Annotated in this window: 19 protein-coding genes and 1 pseudogene; 9 read left to right on the top strand and 11 right to left on the bottom strand. The window is 72.8% G+C overall.

The genetic code is table 11. From position 1 onward, the window contains the following. Positions 1-2: 2 nt before the first annotated feature. Positions 3-560 carry an acyl-CoA dehydrogenase family protein gene (locus tag BJF79_RS03555; protein WP_075894958.1) on the top strand — a complete coding sequence of 186 codons (558 nt, stop codon included), beginning with the start codon at positions 3-5 and terminating at the stop codon, positions 558-560. Here BJF79_RS03555 and BJF79_RS03550 read toward each other — a convergent pair. After that, positions 557-1,554 (bottom strand): annotated as a pseudogene (locus BJF79_RS03550) (NAD(P)H-dependent flavin oxidoreductase). The gene BJF79_RS03555 and the pseudogene BJF79_RS03550 overlap by 4 nt on opposite strands. A 268-nt stretch (positions 1,555-1,822) precedes the next feature. Here BJF79_RS03550 and BJF79_RS03545 point away from each other — a divergent pair. From BJF79_RS03545 to BJF79_RS03540, 3 genes are read left to right on the top strand one after another with little or no spacing between them, the layout of a single operon-like run. After that, positions 1,823-2,710: a CoA transferase subunit A gene (locus tag BJF79_RS03545; RefSeq protein ID WP_143219673.1), complete on the top strand. Its 888-nt coding sequence runs from the start codon at positions 1,823-1,825 to the stop codon at positions 2,708-2,710. A 2-nt stretch (positions 2,711-2,712) separates the two neighbouring features. Then, positions 2,713-2,883, top strand: a complete 171-nt coding sequence (locus BJF79_RS65210; RefSeq protein WP_316043257.1) for a hypothetical protein — start codon at positions 2,713-2,715, stop codon at positions 2,881-2,883. Next, complete coding sequence (locus BJF79_RS03540; RefSeq protein WP_316043256.1) at positions 2,880-3,467, top strand: CoA-transferase; 588 nt, start codon at positions 2,880-2,882, stop codon at positions 3,465-3,467. Before BJF79_RS65210 ends, BJF79_RS03540 begins: the two co-directional genes overlap by 4 nt. A gap of 20 nt (positions 3,468-3,487) precedes the next feature. Here BJF79_RS03540 and BJF79_RS03535 read toward each other — a convergent pair whose 3' ends face one another. After that, positions 3,488-4,114 carry a TetR/AcrR family transcriptional regulator gene (locus BJF79_RS03535; RefSeq protein WP_083733138.1) on the bottom strand — a complete coding sequence of 209 codons (627 nt, stop codon included), beginning with the start codon at positions 4,112-4,114 and terminating at the stop codon, positions 3,488-3,490. Between the two features lie 101 nt (positions 4,115-4,215). On the opposite strand from BJF79_RS03535, the gene BJF79_RS03530 reads away from it, so the two are divergent. Continuing rightward, on the top strand, positions 4,216-5,859 hold the full coding sequence (locus tag BJF79_RS03530) for an AMP-binding protein (protein ID WP_075894956.1): 1,644 nt from the start codon (positions 4,216-4,218) through the stop codon (positions 5,857-5,859). Between the two features lie 26 nt (positions 5,860-5,885). Here BJF79_RS03530 and BJF79_RS03525 read toward each other — a convergent pair whose 3' ends face one another. From BJF79_RS03525 to BJF79_RS03505, 7 genes are all read right to left on the bottom strand, one after another. Further along, positions 5,886-6,830, bottom strand: coding sequence for an ABC transporter ATP-binding protein (locus BJF79_RS03525; RefSeq protein WP_262401471.1), 945 nt, complete (start codon positions 6,828-6,830; stop codon positions 5,886-5,888). Continuing rightward, positions 6,827-7,582, bottom strand: coding sequence for an ABC transporter ATP-binding protein (locus BJF79_RS58265; RefSeq protein WP_262401470.1), 756 nt, complete (start codon positions 7,580-7,582; stop codon positions 6,827-6,829). Before BJF79_RS58265 ends, BJF79_RS03525 begins: the two co-directional genes overlap by 4 nt. After that, positions 7,531-8,610 (bottom strand): branched-chain amino acid ABC transporter permease, encoded by a 1,080-nt coding sequence (locus tag BJF79_RS58260; protein ID WP_262401476.1) that lies wholly within the window; start codon positions 8,608-8,610, stop codon positions 7,531-7,533. Before BJF79_RS58260 ends, BJF79_RS58265 begins: the two co-directional genes overlap by 52 nt. A gap of 2 nt (positions 8,611-8,612) precedes the next feature. Beyond that, positions 8,613-9,470 carry a branched-chain amino acid ABC transporter permease gene (locus BJF79_RS03515; protein ID WP_075894955.1) on the bottom strand — a complete coding sequence of 286 codons (858 nt, stop codon included), beginning with the start codon at positions 9,468-9,470 and terminating at the stop codon, positions 8,613-8,615. Between the two features lie 34 nt (positions 9,471-9,504). Further along, positions 9,505-9,636, bottom strand: a complete 132-nt coding sequence (locus BJF79_RS58255; protein WP_262401469.1) for a hypothetical protein — start codon at positions 9,634-9,636, stop codon at positions 9,505-9,507. Then, positions 9,612-10,703, bottom strand: coding sequence for an ABC transporter substrate-binding protein (locus BJF79_RS03510; protein ID WP_262401468.1), 1,092 nt, complete (start codon positions 10,701-10,703; stop codon positions 9,612-9,614). The genes BJF79_RS58255 and BJF79_RS03510 overlap by 25 nt, the downstream gene beginning before the upstream one ends. A 141-nt stretch (positions 10,704-10,844) precedes the next feature. Next, positions 10,845-11,138 (bottom strand): hypothetical protein, encoded by a 294-nt coding sequence (locus BJF79_RS03505; protein ID WP_075894954.1) that lies wholly within the window; start codon positions 11,136-11,138, stop codon positions 10,845-10,847. A 239-nt stretch (positions 11,139-11,377) separates the two neighbouring features. Between BJF79_RS03505 and BJF79_RS03500 the strand changes: the two genes are divergently transcribed. The 4 genes from BJF79_RS03500 to BJF79_RS03485 all read left to right on the top strand — a co-directional run bounded on the left by BJF79_RS03500 (position 11,378) and on the right by BJF79_RS03485 (position 16,522). Beyond that, positions 11,378-12,598, top strand: a complete 1,221-nt coding sequence (locus BJF79_RS03500; protein ID WP_075894953.1) for an acetyl-CoA C-acetyltransferase — start codon at positions 11,378-11,380, stop codon at positions 12,596-12,598. Beyond that, positions 12,598-13,434 (top strand): MaoC/PaaZ C-terminal domain-containing protein, encoded by an 837-nt coding sequence (locus BJF79_RS03495; protein WP_075894952.1) that lies wholly within the window; start codon positions 12,598-12,600, stop codon positions 13,432-13,434. Before BJF79_RS03500 ends, BJF79_RS03495 begins: the two co-directional genes overlap by 1 nt. A gap of 304 nt (positions 13,435-13,738) precedes the next feature. Continuing rightward, complete coding sequence (locus BJF79_RS03490) at positions 13,739-14,590, top strand: IclR family transcriptional regulator (protein WP_262401467.1); 852 nt, start codon at positions 13,739-13,741, stop codon at positions 14,588-14,590. 258 nt (positions 14,591-14,848) lie between these two features. Continuing rightward, positions 14,849-16,522: an FAD-binding protein gene (locus tag BJF79_RS03485; protein ID WP_075894950.1), complete on the top strand. Its 1,674-nt coding sequence runs from the start codon at positions 14,849-14,851 to the stop codon at positions 16,520-16,522. 87 nt (positions 16,523-16,609) lie between these two features. Here BJF79_RS03485 and BJF79_RS03480 read toward each other — a convergent pair whose 3' ends face one another. Both BJF79_RS03480 and BJF79_RS03475 read right to left on the bottom strand, forming a co-directional pair. Further along, on the bottom strand, positions 16,610-17,647 hold the full coding sequence (locus BJF79_RS03480) for a ferredoxin--NADP reductase (RefSeq protein WP_187356951.1): 1,038 nt from the start codon (positions 17,645-17,647) through the stop codon (positions 16,610-16,612). Beyond that, positions 17,644-17,895, bottom strand: coding sequence for a hypothetical protein (locus BJF79_RS03475; RefSeq protein WP_083733137.1), 252 nt, complete (start codon positions 17,893-17,895; stop codon positions 17,644-17,646). Before BJF79_RS03475 ends, BJF79_RS03480 begins: the two co-directional genes overlap by 4 nt. Between the last annotated feature and the right edge of the window lie 11 nt (positions 17,896-17,906).

Here is a 17,906-nt window from a genome sequence, read left to right as displayed (position 1 = left end):
CCGTGACCGGGCTGGACCTGACCCTGCGGTTCGCGCGGATCGACTTCGACCGGGCTCCCGCGCGCCCGCTGTGCGAGGACGCGCGCGGCCCGCTCGCCGGGCTGCGCGACGTCGCGGCCGTCGCCGTCACCGCGCTGCAGGTCGGAGCGGCCCAGCGCGGTCTCGACATGACGGTCGCCTACGCCAAGGAACGCGAGCAGTTCGGCCGTCCGATCGGCTCGTTCCAGGCGCTCAAGCACCGGATGGCCGACATGCTCGTGCACGTGGAGACGTCCCGGACGCTGTCCTGGGCGGCGGCCTGGTCCGCCGCCCGGGACACGGCGGACTTCGGGGAACGGGCGGCGATGGCGAAGTCGTGGTGCTCGGACGCGCTGAACGCGGTGGCCGCCGAGACCGTCCAGTTGCACGGCGGCATCGCCGTCACCTGGGAGCACGACGCGCAACTGCTGTTCAAGCGCGCCCACGCCACGTCGCAGCTGTTCGGCCGGCCGCACGAGCACCGGCGGCGGCTGCTCGGCGCCTCCGCCGGGGCGGCCGGGGCCGCCCCGGTGTCGTCCTAGCGTCCGCCGCGCTCGAAGCGTTCGAGGACGTCGACGGCCTCGTCGACGATGCGCGCGATCAGCTCACGGCAGCTCGGCAGGTCGTCGATGAGGCCGACGACCTGCCCCGTGGCCATGACGCCGATGTCGGGGCGTCCGTCCAGTAGGGCCGTCCGGTAGAGCATGGGGGCGTTGGCCGCCATCACGACCTGGCTCCAGCTCAGGCCGTGGTTGCGCTTCATGTCCAGGCCCTCGCGGACGATCTCCTTCCAGGGCGTCCTCGACATCCGCTGGAAGGCGACGGCGTTCCCGGCCGCCCGCAGCAGGCGTCCGGGAGCGGTGCCGCGCTCGAGCCGGTCGATGGTGCGGCCGCGGACGACCCGCTGCGGCACCCCGTCGATCTGCAGCGTGAGGACGGTGTCGTCGACGCCGTGGCGGAGGTACTCCTCTTTGACGGCCTGCGCCACCGGCGAGTCCGCGGTGAGGAGGAAGCGGGTGCCCATCGCGATCCCGTCGGCCCCATAGGCGAGGGCCGAGACCAGGCCGCGGCCGTCGAAGTAGCCGCCCGCGCCGAGGACGACGATGTCGCCGGCCGCGTCGCGGGCCTGGGGCAGCAGCAGGCTGGTCGGGACCCGGCCGGTGTGCCCGCCGCCCTCGCCGCCCTGCACGACGACGGCGTCGGCGCCCCAGGCGGCGACCTTCTCGACGTGCCGGCGGGCGCCGGTGGACGGCATCACCACCAGCCCGCCGTCCTTGCACCGCTTGATCAGGTCCTCGCGGGGGGCCAGGGCGAAGGAGGCGACCTTCACCTTCTCGCGGATCAGCAGGTCGACGCGCTTGACCACGTCCGGCTGGTCGGCGCGGAGGTTGACGCCGAACGGCCGGTCGGTGCGCGACCGCACGGTGTCGATGGCCCGCGCGAGCTCCTCGTAGGACAGCAGCCCGGCGCTGAGGACGCCGAGCCCCCGGCTTCGGCGGTCGCCGCGGTGAGGCGGGCGTCGGAGACGTATCCCATGCCGGTCTGGACGATCGGGTACTCGACGCCGAACAGCTCCGTCGCCCGGGTTCTCAGCGCGGGGTGCCGCCGCGTGACGGCGCCGTTCCCGTCGGAGGTCGGAGCGGCTGCGGCGGGCTGCTGTGCCATGCGGGCTTTCCTCTCAAACAAATGTTTGTTTAGATACTGCCCGACGAGTATGCGGGACGCGGCGTGCACCGGCAAGCATCGGCGAGCACCCGGCGTCCCCGGAGACCGAGGAGGACCGACCACGTTGAAGGACAAGACGATGTCCCCGGCGGACTTCGCCGGGACGATCGAATCGGGGATGACCGTCGGCATCGGCGGCTGGGGCTCCCGCCGCAAGCCCATGGCGCTCGTCCGCGCGCTGCTGCGGACGGACGTGCGCGACCTCACGATCGTGAGCCTCGGCGGACCCGACGTCGGGCTGCTCTGCGCGGCCGGAAAGGTGCGCAAGCTGGTCTACGGCTTCGTGTCGCTGGACAGCATCCCCCTCGACCCGCACTTCCGCGCCGCCCGCGAGAGCGGCGCCATCAAGATCGCCGAGTACGACGAGGGCATGTACGTGGCGGGCCTGCGGGCCGCCGCGCAGCGCCTCGACTTCCTGCCGACGCGCGCGGGCCTGGCCTCCGACGTCCTCACCATGAACCCGGACCTGCGCACCGTCGCCTCCCCGTACTCCGACGAGGAGTACGTCGCGATGCCCGCGCTGCGGACGGACGTCGCGCTGATCCACCTCAACCGCGCGGACCCCGCGGGCAACGGGCAGTACCTCGGCCCCGACCCCTACTTCGACGACCTCTACGCCATGGGCGCCGACCGCTGCTATCTCAGCTGCGAGGAGGTCGTGCCGACCGAGCGGCTGCTCGCGCCCGACGCGGACGGGCACAGCGCGCCGGTGCAGTCGCTCCTGGTCGGCCGCATGTACGTGACGGGCGTGATCGAGGCGCCAGGCGGCGCCCACTTCACGTCGTGCGCCCCCGACTACGAGCGCGACGAGGCGTTCCAGAAGGAGTACGCCACCGCAGCCAAGGACCCCGACGCCTGGCGGGCCTTCGAGGAGAGATACCTGCGCACCGGCGAGGACGGCTACCGCACCGCCGTCGAGGGCCGCGCGGCCACCGCCGCGTCCGGCGCGAACGAGAGGAGTGTCTGACCGTGGAATTCACCCGAGCCGAGGTGTGCATCACCGCCGCGTCCGACTCCTGGCGCGACGCCGGGGAGGTCCTGGCGCACGCGGTGGGCACGGTTCCGATGATCGCGCCCGCCTCGCTCGCAGGACCCACTCCCCCGACCTCGTGCTGTCCGACGGCGAGGCGTTCTTCATGAGCGAGCCCCCGCCCCTCGGACGGACGGCCGCGCACGGCGGCGTCATCGAGGCGTGGACGCCGTTCCGCGGCGTCTTCGACATCCTGCAGTCGGGCCGGCGCCGGAGCATGATGGGCGCGAGCCAGCTCGACCGGTACGGCAACCAGAACATCTCCGCGATCGGCGACTGGCGCCGCCCCAGGCGGCAGCTGATCGGCGTGCGGGGCGCGCCCGGCAACACCGTGAACCACCGGACGAACTACTGGGTGTCCCGCCACTCCCCCAAGGTCTTCGTCGAGCACGTCGACATCGTGTCCGGGGTGGGCAACGACCGGGCGCGGGCGGCCGGGGGCGCGGCACTGCGGTTCCACGACCTCGGCGTCGTCATCACCGACCTCGCCGTCCTCGACTACGCCCCCGACGGAACCCTGCGCATCCGCTCGGTGCATCCCGGCGTCACGGTGGAAGAGGTCCGGCGGAACACGGGCTTCGCCATCGACGGGACGGACGCGGCCGAGACCCGCGCGCCCACGCCGGAGGAACTGCGGCTGATCCGCGAGGTGATCGACCCGTCCTCGGCGCGGGCGCGCGAGGTCGCCGGTTGAGCGGAGGGCGGCGGGCGTCCCTAGAGCAGGCCGTTCAGGGCGAGGGCGAGGAACTCGTCGGCGAGCCTGTCGGACGTCAACTGCCCCCCGGGGCGGTACCAGCGCACCGACGACCAGATGGAATCGCGGACGAACAGGTAGGACACCTTGATGTCCAGATCCGGGCGGAACACGCCGGACGTCTGGCCCGCGGTGAGCACCCGGAGCCAGATGTGCTCGATCTTCAGGCCGTAGTCCCCCACGTAGGCGAACGCCTCCTGGCCGATCAGGTTGTCGCTCTCGTTCTGGTACACGGCGACCGCGTGCGGCGCTTCATGGATCCATCCGAAGGCGACGCGGATCAGCTTGCTGAGCGCCTCGCGCGGGTCGTCGCCCTGCCGTTCGATCTCGGAGAACCGCTCGTAGAGCCGGGAGAGGAAGTCCCGGAGGATCTCGTCGAGCATGGCCTCTTTGGAGCTGAAGTGGTGGTAGATGCTTCCGGGCAGGATCCCGGATTTGTCGGCGATGTCGCGCACCGTCGTCGCCGCGTACCCCTTGGTGGCGAAAAGCTCGGCCGCGACGGCCAGCAGGCGCAGGCGCCTGTCGATGCCGTCCGCCCGGACCGCCTCCTTCTTCGGCGCCCGGCCGCCCGCCTTCGCCACTGCCATGTGCGTCTCCCTCAAGTTGACCAAGTATTTGTTCGTTCGGCGGTCCAGTGTCGCGCACGGCGCGTACGGACAACGAACCCGCCCCGCACCCTTGGAGTGACATGCACGCCGTAAGCCGGTCGGCGACCATCCCCGGAATGCTCCGCGACGCCGTCCGCGACCATGGCGCGCGCCCGGCCGTCGTGGACGGGGACGTGCGCCTCCGGTACCGGGACCTGGCGGCCCTCGTCGAGCGCGCCGCACGCGCCTACCTCGGGATCGGTGTCGGGTCCGGCGACCGGGTCGCGATCTGGATGCCGAACCGGTACGAGTTCGTCGTCGCGATGCTCGGCGCCCAATCCGTCGGCGCGGTCGTCGTGCCGATGAACACACGCTACCGGGGGCACGAGGCCGCCGCGATCCTCGCGAGATCCCGCGCCCGCGCGCTCGTCACCGCGAACGGCTTCCTGGACCTCGACCTCGTCGGCATGCTGCGGACGGCGGCCGCCGAGGACGCCTCGGCCGGGCGGTCCGGAGCCGCGGGACCCGTCGCGGGCCTGCCGCACCTGCGGACCGTCATCGACGTGCCGGCCGGGCGGGCGCCCGCCGGAGCGCTGCCCTGGGAGGACTTCCTCGCCGCCGGGGACGGCGTCCCGGCGGCGGCCGCCCGGGAGGCCGCCGACCGGGTGAGCCCCGACGACCTGTGCGACATCCTGTACACGTCGGGCACGACCGGACGGGCGAAGGGCGTCATGAGCGCCCACCGGCAGACGGTCGACGTCGCCCGCATCTGGGCCGCGGGGGCACGCCTGTCCCCGGACGACCGCTACGCCGTGGTCAACCCGTTCTTCCACGGTTTCGGGTACAAGGCCGGAGTGATCACCGCGCTCACCGCCGGAGCCGCCGTCCATCCCGTTCCGGTCTTCGACGGCGACGGGCTGCTGGAGCTGATCGAGCGCGAGCGCATCACCGTGATGCCCGGGACGCCGACGCTGTTCCTGTCGCTGCTGGCCAATCCGCGGCTCAAGGAGCACGACCTGTCGTCGCTGCGTTTCGCGACCGCGGGTGCGGCGACCGTCCCGGAGACCCTCTTCACCCGGATGCGGGACGAGCTCGGGTTCGACCAGGTGGCGCAGGCGTACGGGCTGACCGAGTGCATGATGGTCACCCGGTCCCGCCCGGACGAGGACCCCCGCCACGTCGCGGAGACGACCGGGCCGCCGGTCGACGGCGTGGAGCTGCGCCTGGTGGGGCGCGACGGCGCCGAGGTGGCGCCGGGCGAGGACGGCGAGATCCTGGTCCGCGGACGCAACACCATGCTCGGCTACTTCGAGGACGAGGAGGCCACCCGCGCCGCCGTCGACCCGGACGGCTGGCTGCACACCGGCGACGTCGGCCGCCTCGACGAGCACGGCTGCCTCAAGATCACCGACCGGTTGAAGGACATGTTCACCGTCGGCGGTTTCAACGTCTACCCGGCCGAGGTGGAGAACGTCCTGGCCGCGCACCCCGACGTCGCCGAGGCCGCCGTCGTGGCCCGTCCCGACGCGCGCATGGGCTCCGTCGCGGTCGCCCACGTGGTGGCGCGTCCGGGGGCCGCACCCGATCCCGGCGTGCTCATCGAGCACTGCCGCGCCCGGCTGGCGGGGTTCAAGACGCCCCGCGAGGTCCTCCTCACCGAGAGCCTGCCGCGCAACGCGTCCGGCAAGATCCTCAAGACGGAGCTGCGGGCCCGGGCCGCCGCCGCCCGGACGGACGGCGGCTGAGGCCCGCGCCCGGCCCCGGTGTCCGCTCAGGGCGCCGACCCCGGCGGCTTGCCGGTGCCCGGCGCGGGCTGGTCCCGCACGTCCACCCGGCCGAACCTCGGGGCGGACGACTCCCGCCGGTCACCAGGACCACGCGGTCCGCGAAATCGAACCGCAACGCCGACTCTCGTTCCTCCCTCACTGTTCCGTCGGCGAGTGCTCCGGCGACCGCCCGGCTCGCCCGGGCCGTCCGCCGAAGTACGCCTCGCGCAGCGTGGCGATGTCGTCCAGTTCGTCCTTGCGGACGCCGACCAGCACCCGTCCCATGTCGAGGACGACGATGTGGTCGCGACCCGGACCGACGCATCGAGCGCCTGTTCCACCAGCAGCACGCCGATGCCGTGCTCCTTGAGCCGCGCCACCTGCTCCATCACCTGCGCCACGATCACCGGGGCGAGGCCGCCGGACGGCTCGTCCAGCATCAGCGCCTTCGGCGCCGCCATCAGCGCCTGGCCGATCGCGAGCATCTGCTGCTGCCCGCCGGACATGTCGCCCGCGAGCACGTTCCGCTTCTCGCCCAGCACCGGGAAGATCTCGTAGATCCGGTCGGCCTCGCCGCGCAGCGCCGACCGCGACATGCGCCGCGTGCAGCCGCCCACGATGAGGTTCTGCTCGACCGTCTGCCGGTGGAAGACGCGCTTGCCCTCCTGCACGTACGCCAGGCCGCGCCGCACCCGCCGGTGCGCGGGCGTCCCGGTCACGTCGGCGCCGTCCAGCTCGACCGTCCCGCCGGACGCCTTGTTCAGACCGGCGAGGGCCCGCAGCGTGCTCGTCTTGCCGGCCCCGTTGCGGCCGAGGAGCACGGTCAGCTCGCCGGGCCACACGTCCAGGCTCACGTCCCAGACCACCCGCAGGTCGCCGTACCCGGTGGCGAGCCCGCGCGCCCGCAGCACGGGCTCCCGCGCGGACGCGTCCGGGGTCTCGTCCGTCATGACACCTCCTCCGTGGCCCCCAGGTACTCGCCGAGCACCCGCGGGTTCGTCTCGATCTCCGCCGGCGGCCCGTGCGCGATGACCTGGCCGTGCGCCAGCACGACGATGTCGTCGGCGAGGTCCAGGACGAGCCGGAAGTTGTGCTCGACCAGCACCACCGTCCCGCCCGCCCGGCGGATCCGCCGGATCAGCTCCGCGAGCCGCTCGACCTCGTCCTCGTCCAGTCCGGACGCGGCCTCGTCCAGCAGCAGCACCCCGGGCGAGGCGACGAGGGACCGCGCCACCTCCAGCAGCCGCCGCATGCCCAGCGGCAGCGAGGACGCCGGTTCGTCGCGCAGCTCCGCCATGCCGACCAGCGCGAGCATGCGCTCGGCCTCCGCGGTGTCCGCGCGGCGGACGCGGCGGAACCTCGGCAGCCGCAGGACGGCGGACGGGACGGACGCACGGTCCGCCGAGTAGCGGCCCGCGGCGACGGCCTCTAGCACCGTCACCCCGTCGGGGACGCCGGGCGTCTGGAAGGTCCGTGCCACGCCCGCCCGCGCCACCCGGTGCGAGGCGGATCCGTGCAGCCGCGCGTCGTCCAGGAGGACGCGGCCGGAGTCGATGCGGTAGAAGCCGCAGACCATGTTGAGCAGCGTGGTCTTGCCCGAGCCGTTCGGCCCGATCAGCGCGGTCACCCGCCCCGGCTCCGCGCGGAAGCTCACCCCGTCGAGGGCCCGGTTGCCGCCGAACGACTTGGAGACGCCGTCCACGACCAGTTCCGCCCCGCGGATCCGCGGGACGTCCGCCTCGGCGGCGGCCCCGGGCCGGGAACCGCTCCCGCGGCCCGGTCGAGGCGCGCCACCGCGCGGCGGGCCGGGGCCGCCAGCCCGCCGCGGAGCAGGACACCGCCGATGATCAGGAAAGCGCCGGTGAAGACCAGCGCGAACTCCTGGAACTGCGAGGACTGGTTCGGCCCGAACTGCATGATGGCCGCCCCCGCGAGGGCGCCGTACACACTGGTCACGCCGCCGAGGATCGCGGCGGCGAGGATCGTCGTGGCAAGCACGAAGCCGAACGCCTCGGGCGAGACGTACAGGTCGAGGTTCGCGAAGAGGGCTCCCGCGAGGCCCGCCGGGATGGCGCCCAGCGCGTAGGCGAGCAGCTTCATCCGGAAGACCGAGATCCCCATGGACGACGCCAGGACCGGGCTCTGCTTCAGCACCCGCAAGGCCACGCCGTGCCGGGACGTCACGATGTTGCGCATGACCGCGAACCAGGCGATGAGCACCACCGCGATCACGAGGTAGAACTCGGTCGGCCCCAGCGGACGGCCGAACAGCGTCGGGCCGAGGATGCCGCTGAGCCCGTTCCGTCCCCCGGTGCGGTCGTCGAAGACGGCGAGGACGTCCGGCACGATCAGCACCAGGAAGAACGACGTCATCGCCAGCGACCAGTTCCCCAGCCGCAGCCCGACCATCCCGGTGAGCACGCCCACCGCCAGGACCACCAGCCCGGCGGCGGCCAGTTGCAGCAGGATGTCGGTGTGCCCGGCGACCGAGAGCATGCCGGCCGTGTAGGCGCCGAAGGCGTACATCGCCGCCTGGCCGAGCGCGAGCTCACCGGCGTAGCCGAGGCTGAGGTTCAGCCCGCTGACCAGGAGGGCCAGGATGCAGGCGAGCTGGATCTGCCGGGTGGCCGAGAAACCGAGCCCGAAGGCCGGGAGCAGCAGGAGCACGGCCGCGCAGAGCACCGGCACGGTCCAGGTGGGAAGTGCGCGCAGTCCACGCCAGAGGACCATCGTCACACCAGCCTTTCCCGCGTGCGGACGAACAGCCCGGACGGCCGGACCAGCAGGATGACGATCAGCACGGCGAAGACGGAGATCGCGGCGAACTCGCTGCCCAGATGGCGGGCGGCGAGCGCCTCGGCCAGGCCGACGATCAGACCGCCGACGAGGGTGCCCGGCATCGACCCGAACCCGCCGATGGCCATGACGACGAAGCCCTTGAGCGCCAGCGAGGCACCGAGGGTCGCGACGGCGAAGGTCTTCGGGCCGACGAACACGCCCAGCAGGCCGGCGAGCGCCCCGGACGCGGCGAACGCGCCGAAGGCCAGGCGGCGGACGTCCACCCCGCGCAGCATCGCCGCCTCGCGGTCCTCCGCCATGGCCAGCAGTTTCAGGCCGGTGACGGAGCGGCGGGCGAACCAGCCGAACAGGACGACCAGCGCCACGGCGACGACGACGAGGGCGATCTCCACCGGGTAGACCCGGCCGCCGAGCAGTTCCAGCACCTGGTCGCCGCCGAAGAACGGCACGGCCAGCGGCTGCCCGCCCCAGATCACCTGCGTCAGCCCGTTGATGAGCACGCCCACGCCGAGGGTGGTGACCAGCACCGTCTCGGGATCCTCGACCGGCCGGACGGCGAGCCGCTCCTCGACGGCCGCGACAAGCATGACCGCGGCCGTGGCGAGCAGGACCACGACCGCCACCGGGAGCCGCAGCGTCACCAGGCCGGTGTAGGCGACGAAGGTGCCCACCATCATCAGCTGCGCCTGCGCGAAGTTGAACGTCTTCGACGAGATGAAGACGATGTTGTAGCCGATGGCGACCAGTGCGTACACCGCGCCGAGCGCCAGCCCGCCCCAGATGATCGTCATGGTCGGCCGCCTCCGCCGATGCGTCCGGGCCGCGTCACGTGAACTGGCCGTTCTCGAGCGGCGACGGCGCGACGAAGTCGAAGTCCTCGGCGGTGAGGTTGGGGCCGTGGGAGTCGGGCCTGAAGTTGTAGCCGCCGATGATCACGACCTCGGCCGCCTTCTGCACCTCGGGCTTCTCCAGCGCCTCCGCGAGCGCTTCGCCTTCGGGTCGTCGGACCCGCCGACGTCGGCCGCCGCCGCGGCGATCAGGGGCAGTGCGTCGTAGTTGGTCGCCATGATGAGCGTGGACTCGATCTTCCCCAGCCCGGCCATGGCCGCGACGACGTCGTTCACGGCCTTGTCGTCCGGTTCGTGCACGGTGCTCTTGTAGACCTGCATGACGAGGTTCTCGGTCTGAGCCGTGCCGAGGACGCCGCCGGGCGGGGGCGTCGAGACGAGGCTGGTCGCGCTCACGGAGTTGTCGCCGACGATGGGCACGTCCCAGCCGAGCTTCTCGACGCCCTTGAGGAGGTGCCCGACCGGCGCCCCGTAGCCGTCCATGATCAGCACGTCCGGGTTCCGCGACTTCAGCGCCTGGAGCTGCGGCGTCATGTCGAGCGCCGCCGTATCGTACTCCTCGTTGCCGGCCACGGTGATGCCCGCCTTCTTCAGCGCGGGTTCCATCTGCTCGGCGAACGTGACGCCGCTGGCCGTGCTGCCGTGCACGATCCCGGCCGACTTGTACCCCTTCTCCTTGAGGTGGGGGATGAAGCCGCGGATGTAGTCCTCGGGGTTGCCGGTCAGGTCGAAGTTGAGCGGGTTCTTCTTCGGATCCGCCGAATCCTCCGTCGGGGCGATGTTGAAGGAGAGGATCTCGTTCTGCCCGAGCACGGGCAGGGTCGCGGCCGTCACCGGGGACGGACCCGCGTTGATGACGACGTCGGGCCGGTCCGAGGCGATCGCCTTCCGGATGTCGGTGAGGGCGGTGGTCGGGTTGCCCTCGTCGTCGACGACGGTCAGCTTCACCTCGCGGCCGGCGACGCCGCCGGCCTCGTTGACGGCCGCGACACCGGTCTTCACCGCGAGCACGGACGTCGCGGCGTTGCCCGCCAGAGTCCCCTGGGCGCTGAGGCCCGCGGTCATCAGCACCCGGTAGGGGCCGCCGGCGACGCCGCCCGTCCCGCTCCCGCACCCGGCGAGCAACGCCGCAGCGCTCGCGGCGGCCGCGGCCGCCGCCATGAAACGTCGCCTCATATCTTCCGCTCCTCCGCCCGTCCGCCGCATGTGCGACTAAAACAAACATTTGTTAGCCTGGGGAGCGTAAGATGACCCGGATCACACGTCAAGGGAGCGCCGGGACCCGTTTCCGCGTGCCGGCGGCACCGGCCTCCCGCGTCAGGAGCGCGCTTGGCCCCCCTTCAGCGGTTCTCCGGTGGCGACGAACGCGTCCCGGTGCCGGTCGACCACCCCGGACAGGCTGAGCTCGAACGTGAACCCCTGCTCGAACCGGTAGGAGTTGAAGCCGCGCCCCTCGGCCCGGAGCACGACGACCCGGGTGCCCTCGTCCCGGCCCGCCTCGTCCACGGCGGCGGCGAGGTCGCTCCAGCCCGCCACCGGGAGCGCGTTGACCGGCGGGAAGTCCATCGTGATGACGCGGACGCCGCCCTTCGACTCCGAAGTGATGCCCATGCCCTGCCCCTTTCCGGCGCGCCGACCTGCGGGCACGCTTGTTGGCCAAATGTTTGTTAGGTAACTTGGCAGCGCGATGCGCCCCGCCCCCGGGCAGCCGAGCGGATCGGCGACGCGCATCACGAACGAGGAGAGGCAGTGAACGGAATCCGCACCGGCCGGATCGCCATCGTCACCGTCACCGGCGCCGGGTGACCGGCCCGGATCAGCCACCACAGGTTTCTTCACCGGAGGTAGTCATGCCAGACGCCGTCATCGTCGCCATGGCCCGGTCACCGATCGGGCGGGCGTTCAAGGGGTCGTTGAAGGACGTTCGCGCCGACGATCTGCTGGGGCAGATGCTCACGGCCGCGTTCGCGCAGGTGCCCGCGCTCGACCCGGCGTCCCTCGACGACATCGTCGTCGGCTGCGCGCAGCCCGCGGGCGAGCAGGGGTACAACATCGCACGGCAGGCCGCCGTCGGGGCGGGCCTCGACGGGGTCCCCGGCACGGTCGTGCAGCGGTACTGCGCCTCGAGCGTGCAGGCGACCCGGATGGCGCTGCACGCGATCAGGGCGGGCGAAGGGCACGCCTTCGTCGCCGCGGGCGTCGAGTCCGTCTCCCGGTTCGGCAAGGGCAAATCGGACGGGATGGACGACACCCGCAACCCCCGGTACGCCGCCGCGGCCGCCCGGACCGAGGCCCGCTCCACCGCGGGCGCTCCCCCGTGGACCGATCCGCGCGACGCCGGCGAACTCCCCGATCCCTACATCGCCATGGGCCAGACGGCCGAGAACGTCGCGGTGCTGCGCGGCGTGAGCCGCGAGCGTCAGGACGAGTTCGGGGTGCGGAGCCAGAACCTGGCGGAGAAGGCGATCGCGGACGGGTTCTTCGACATCGACATCACCCCGGTCGCCCTCCCCGACGGCACGGTCGTCGCCCGCGACGACTGCCCGCGACCGGGCGTGACCGTCGAGAAGGTGTCGGGGCTCGCCCCGGTGTTCCGCCCGGACGGGACGGTCACCGCGGCGAACTGCTGCCCGCTGAACGACGGCGCCGCCGCCCTCGTCGTCATGTCGGACGAGCGGGCCCGCGACCTCGGGCTGGCGCCGCTGGCCCGGATCGTCTCCACCGGGGTGTCGGCCCTCTCCCCGGAGATCATGGGCCTCGGCCCCACCGAGGCGATGGCCCGGGCCCTCGACCACGCCGGGCTGGACGCGTCCGACCTCGACCTCGTCGAGATCAACGAGGCGTTCGCCGCGCAGGTCCTCCCGGTGTGCGACGACCTCGGCCTGGACCCGGACGTGGTCAACCCGCACGGCGGGGCGATCGCGCTCGGCCATCCGTTCGGCATGACCGGCGCCCGCATGATCACCACCGCGGTCAACGGGCTGTGCCACCGCGACGGCGAGTTCGGCGCCGTCACCATGTGCGCCGCGGGCGGCCAGGGCATGGCGCTGATCCTGGAGCGCACGTCCTGATGGGCCGGGCGGACGACACGGTGACGAACGCGGGCGACTGGGCGGGCCGCTCGCTCGGCGAGCGGACGGTCGCGTGGACCGAGCGCGACGCGATCCTGTACGCGCTCGCCGTCGGGGCGAAGGCCACCGAACTCGACCTCGTCCACGAGAACAGGCTCCGCACGCTGCCCACGTTCGGGTTGACGCTCGCCCAGTGGGGGCCGGACGCGCTGGGCGCGGCGGGCGCGTTCGACACGTCCCGCGGGCTGCACGGCGCCCAGCGTCTGGAGGTGCTGTCCCCGCTGCCGCCGAGCGGCGAGCTGACGATGTCGGCGTCGGTGGAGGCCGTGTGGGACAAGGGCTCGGCGGCCGTCTTCGAGGTCCGGGTGGACAGCGCGTGCTTCGTCGCCCGCTGGTCCATCTTCGCGCCCGGAGCCGGGGGTTTCGGCGGGGAGCGGGGGCCGGGCGGCCCGCGCACCGCGGTGGAGTCCGCGACGCACACGCGGCCGCTCGAAAAACTGCCGGTCGAAACGTTCCCGGAGCAGGCGGCCCTCTACCGGTTGTGCGGCGACCGGCACGCGATCCACATCGATCCGGAGGCGGCGCGGGCGATCGGCCAGGAGCGTCCGATCCTGCACGGACTGTGCACGATGGCCGCGAGCCTCCTCGTCCTGGCGCGCGGCGTCGGCGCGCACCCCGCCGATCTGCGCACCGCGAACTGCCGGTTCACCGCGCCGGTCGTCCCGGGCGACGTCCTGGAACTGAAAGCGGACGTGACGGGCGCCGCTGCGGCCTTCGAGGTCGGCAAGGGAACCGCACCGGTGCTCGGTTCCGGCTTTGCGCGGTTCGGCGAATGATGAGGTGACGGTTCTGCCCGTGTCCAGCCGACCCGTCGATCCGCAGGACGCGGAGACAGACGCCCCGGACGACCTCGACGAACTCGGCGAGGTGACGAGGTCGGACTCCGCGCCGCCGTGCCGGGCGGGCACGAGCAGGCGGAACACGGCGGCCGCGGTGAGTTCTTCGAGCGACGCACGGGGAACCGCCGCGGCCCGGTCCGCCTCGTCCAGCGTGGTCTCCTCCCGCTCGGACGGCCCCGTGCCTATGTCAGATCACCGCGTCCCGAGCCGAGGGGCCGGCCCGCCGAACAGGAGTGCCCGGATGAGAAACGGCCACGCGACTCCACCGTCCATGATCGATCGTGTCGTGCTCATCCTCGACGCGTTCGACGGCCCGGCGCAGATGTCGCTCGCGGAGGTGGTCCGCCGGACGGATCTGCCCCGCTCGTCCGTGCACCGCATCCTCGAACGGCTGGTGGCGGTCCGCTGGCTGATCCGTGAGGGCAACCAGTACCGGCTCGGCCTCCGCATGCTCGAACTCGGGTCGCTGGTGCTCCACCGGGACAGGCTGCGCGACGCCGCGATCCCGTTCATGCACCAGCTGGCGGCGTCCGGCCACAACGTGGTGCACCTGGCCGTCCTGGACGGCACCGAGATCGTCTATCTGGAGAAGATCGGCGGCCCGCGGGGAGCGGGCCTGCCGTCGCGGATGGGCGGCCGGGCCCCGGCCTACTGCACCGGCGTCGGAAAGGCGCTGCTGGCGTACGCCGACGACGCGACCGTCCAGCGGGCGATCGACCGGGGGCTGCGGGCGCGGACGCCGTTCACCATCACCGACCCCGGCCGCTTCCTGCGGGAGCTCCAGCGGGTGCGGGAGCTGGGCGCGGCCTTCGACCGGGAGGAGGCGGTCCGGGGCGTGGGCTGCGTCGCCGCGGCCGTACGGGGTCCCGGCGCGGCGACGGCGGCGCTGTCGGTGTGCGGGCCGATCCGCCGGATGGACTTCGGCCGGCTCACCCCGGCGGTGCAGCACGCCGCGCAGCGGATCTGGCGCGCGTCCGGCGTCCGCTCGCCGCGGGACCGTCCGCACAACGCGGAGCGCCGCCGTAGCGGCGGCCGGCCGACCGGGACGCTGGACGCGTGGGCCACATCGCCGCGGTTGACCGACTGGTTCTGACCGCCGTCGCGCGGCGCCCGTCCAGGATTCCCGTGCCCGCCACCAGCAGCCTCTCGTCGGCATCGACGCAGTTGACGGGACGTTCCAATGGCCGGGAGACCGCATCGCCCGCGGGCACCGCCGCACGAAGAATCGATCGGGAGCCCACCTTTCGTGTCGCCCGCGCACCCGCGGGCTCGACCCCCGCCGACGTGCGGCTCGTCGCGCTCCCGATCGTGTCCGTGCGCGGCCCTCTTCCCTCGACCGGAGGCCCTCCTCATGACGTCCAGTCCCCCGACCTGGGACCACGAAGTCGACATCCTGCTGGCCGGCAGCGGCGCCGGCGGGATGGCCGGCGCCATCTCCGCCCACGACGCGGGACTGTCCGCGCTCGTCGTCGAGAAGGCGCCGCGCTACGGCGGATCGACCGCCCTGTCCGGCGGCGGGATCTGGATCCCCAACAACCCCACGCTCGAACGGCTCGGCCGCGCGGACGACCCGGAGGACGTGCGGCGCTACCTGCGGGCGATCATCGGGGACCGCGTCCCGGCGGTCCGGCTGGACGCCTACGTCGAGCAGGGCCCCGCGGCGATGGCGATGCTGCACCGGGTGAGCCGGCACATGGACTTCGCCTGGTGCCCCGGCTACTCCGACTACCACCCGGAGGAGCCGGGCGGCCGCCCGCTCGGACGGACGATCGAGCCGAAGCCGATCGACGCGCGGCGCCTCGGCGCGGACGAAGAGCTGCTGCTCGAAGCGGATCTGCCGTCCCCGATGGGCCTGTGGTTCACCGGGTACGAGGGGCGGCGGCTCATGATGTTCCGGCGCACCTGGTCCGGAAAGTGGATGCTGCGGGTCGCCGCCTGGCGGGTGCTGAGCAATCTCGTGCGGCGCCGCCGCATGAAGACTCTCGGTGCCTCGCTCGTGGTCCGGCTCCGGCTGACGATGCAGGACCTCCGCATCCCGCTGTGGCTGAACTCCCCGCTCATCGACCTGGTCGTCGAGGACGGCCGGGTGACCGGCGCCGTGGTGGAGCGCGACGGCCGTCCCCTGCGCGTCCGGGCGCGGCGCGGCGTCGTCATCGCCACCGGCGGCTTCGACCACGACGCCGAGCTGCGCAAGGAGCACCTGCCCGAACTCGGCCGGGAGGACTTCAGCGCCGGGGCGCGCTCCAATGCCGGCGACGGCATCCGGATCGGGCGGCGGATCGGCGCCGACCTGGACCTGATGGACGACGCCTGGTGGATGCCCTCGATCAAGCTGCCCGGCGGCTCGATCTTCCCCCTCGTCACCGAGCGCTGCATCCCCCGCATGGTGATCGTGGACCAGAATGGCGAACGGTTCACGAACGAGGCGGCGCCCTACGTCAACTTCGTCCACGCACAGCTCGAAGGAGGGCACGTCCCGGCGTACGAGATCTTCGACGCGACGGCGCGCAAGCGCTACCAGTTCGCCGGGATCATGCCGGGACGGCCGTTCCCCCGCGACTGGTACACCACGGGGCTCGTCACCAAGGCCGCCGACCTCGACGAACTGGCCCGGCGCATCGGCGTGCCCGCGGACGCGCTCAAGGCCACCGTCGAGCGCTTCAACGGCTTCGCGCGCAACGGCCGCGACGAGGACTTCGGCCGCGGCGACAGCGCCTACGACCACTACTACGGGGACCCGACGCTGCCCAACCCCAACCTCGACCGGATCGGCGCGGGGCCGTACTACGCGGTCCGCATCGAGGCGGGCGACCTCGGCACCAAGGGCGGCCTCGTCACCGACGAGCACGCCCGGGTCCTGGGCGCCGACGGCGCCCCGATCGAGGGGCTCTACGCCACGGGCAACGCGTCCGCCTCGGTGATGGGCAACGAGTACGCGGGCGCGGGCGCCACGATCGGTCCCGCCATCACCTTCGGCCACCTCGCCGCACGGCACGCCGCCGCCCGCCCCGCGCTCCGGGGGTAGCGGGACGGTCGGCGCGGCGGATCCGGCGGAGGGAACACCGCCGGATCCGCCGCGCCCGGCTCTCCCGGCTTCCGTCGTCGGGGGCATTCAGTCGTAGGTGACTTCGACGTCGTCGGTCACCGGCACGGACTGGCAGCCGAGCACCCAGCCCTCCGCGAGGTCCTCCTCTTCGAGGACGTCGTTGCGCAGCATCTTCACCTCGCCCGCGACGACCTGGCAGGCGCAGGCGCTGCACGCCCCCTCCCGACAGGAGAACGGCGCCCTGATCCCGTTGGCGAGCAGCAGGTCGAGCAAGGGGGTCTCCGAGGGCCAGGCGAGCGAGTGCCGCTCCCCGTCGAGCGTGACCGTGACCCGCGCCGCGGCGTCCCCGGACACCGCGGGGACCGGCTCCGGTTCCGCGAACGGGTCGCCGGTGAGCGAGTGGAACCGCTCCACGACCACTTTGTCCCGGGCCGTCCCGGCGGTTCGAAGGGCCTCGGCCACCGCGTTCATGAACGGCTCGGGCCCGCAGACGAACGCGGCGTCGGCGTCCGCGTGCGGGGCCGCGAGCGAGGCCAGAGCGCCGACCGTCGGCAGGCCCTGGACGCTCTCCAGCCAGTGGATCACCTGGAGGCGGCCGGGGTGGCGCTCCACCAGCCCGCGCAGTTCGGCGGCGAAGATCACCGACGACTCGTCGCGGTTGGCGTAGCAGAGCACCGCGCTCCCCTCGGGACGCGCCAGCAGGGCCTTGATGATCGACATCACCGGGGTGATGCCGCTGCCGCCGGCGAAGAGGAGCAGGCGGCCGTCCAGCCGATCCGGTGTGAACAGGCCGGCGGGCGGGAGCACCTCGAGCGTGTCACCCGGCCGGACGTTGTCGCAGATCCAGTTCGACCCGGCCCCGCCCGCCACCCGCTTCACCGTGACCTTCAGGTGCTCGTCGACGCCCGGCGCGCTCGACAGCGAGTAGCAGCGGGCCGTCCCAGAGCCGCCGTCGCCCGGTATGCGCAGAGTGAGGAACTGGCCCGGCCGGTAGCCGAACCGGTCGCGCGCCTCGTCCGGCGCGGCGAGCACCAGCGACCGGGCGTCCGCGGTCTCCTCGACGACCTCGACGACCGTCACCGCGCAGGCCCCCGTTCCGGTCACGGGCCGCCGTCCTCGTACTCGAGGTCCGGGACGGGCACCCGAACCGCCCCGGCGCGCACGGACGCCTCGATGCTGTCGCGCAACTGCAGGCAGGTGGGGACGGTGCCGCGGAGCACGCCTCGCTCGGCCCGCTCGTTCAACTCCAGGCACCGGTTCGTGTCGGTCGTCCACTGGACTTCGGTGTGCGCGAGGCTGTTCTTCTTGACCAGTACGCACGAACCACACAAATGGCAGGACACGGGCTGCACGTGTTGTCTCC

The sequence above is a fragment of the Actinomadura sp. CNU-125 genome (assembly GCF_001942465.1).
GTDB lineage: Bacteria > Actinomycetota > Actinomycetes > Streptosporangiales > Streptosporangiaceae > Spirillospora.
This window is presented reverse-complemented; position numbering and strand designations above follow the sequence as displayed.

What these genes read in the sequence shown, in the direction of transcription:
- BJF79_RS03545 (WP_143219673.1), top strand. Translation starts at nt 1,823, where the DNA reads ATGTCCCCGGCGGACTTCGCCGGGACGATCGAATCGGGGATGACCGTC.
- BJF79_RS03540 (WP_316043256.1), top strand. Translation starts at nt 2,880, where the DNA reads ATGAGCGAGCCCCCGCCCCTCGGACGGACGGCCGCGCACGGCGGCGTC.
- BJF79_RS03535 (WP_083733138.1), bottom strand. Translation starts at nt 4,114, where the DNA reads ATGGCAGTGGCGAAGGCGGGCGGCCGGGCGCCGAAGAAGGAGGCGGTC.
- BJF79_RS03530 (WP_075894956.1), top strand. Translation starts at nt 4,216, where the DNA reads ATGCACGCCGTAAGCCGGTCGGCGACCATCCCCGGAATGCTCCGCGAC.
- BJF79_RS03525 (WP_262401471.1), bottom strand. Translation starts at nt 6,830, where the DNA reads ATGACGGACGAGACCCCGGACGCGTCCGCGCGGGAGCCCGTGCTGCGG.
- BJF79_RS58260 (WP_262401476.1), bottom strand. Translation starts at nt 8,610, where the DNA reads ATGGTCCTCTGGCGTGGACTGCGCGCACTTCCCACCTGGACCGTGCCG.
- BJF79_RS03515 (WP_075894955.1), bottom strand. Translation starts at nt 9,470, where the DNA reads ATGACGATCATCTGGGGCGGGCTGGCGCTCGGCGCGGTGTACGCACTG.
- BJF79_RS03510 (WP_262401468.1), bottom strand. Translation starts at nt 10,703, where the DNA reads ATGAGGCGACGTTTCATGGCGGCGGCCGCGGCCGCCGCGAGCGCTGCG.
- BJF79_RS03505 (WP_075894954.1), bottom strand. Translation starts at nt 11,138, where the DNA reads ATGGGCATCACTTCGGAGTCGAAGGGCGGCGTCCGCGTCATCACGATG.
- BJF79_RS03500 (WP_075894953.1), top strand. Translation starts at nt 11,378, where the DNA reads ATGCCAGACGCCGTCATCGTCGCCATGGCCCGGTCACCGATCGGGCGG.
- BJF79_RS03495 (WP_075894952.1), top strand. Translation starts at nt 12,598, where the DNA reads ATGGGCCGGGCGGACGACACGGTGACGAACGCGGGCGACTGGGCGGGC.
- BJF79_RS03490 (WP_262401467.1), top strand. Translation starts at nt 13,739, where the DNA reads ATGAGAAACGGCCACGCGACTCCACCGTCCATGATCGATCGTGTCGTG.
- BJF79_RS03485 (WP_075894950.1), top strand. Translation starts at nt 14,849, where the DNA reads ATGACGTCCAGTCCCCCGACCTGGGACCACGAAGTCGACATCCTGCTG.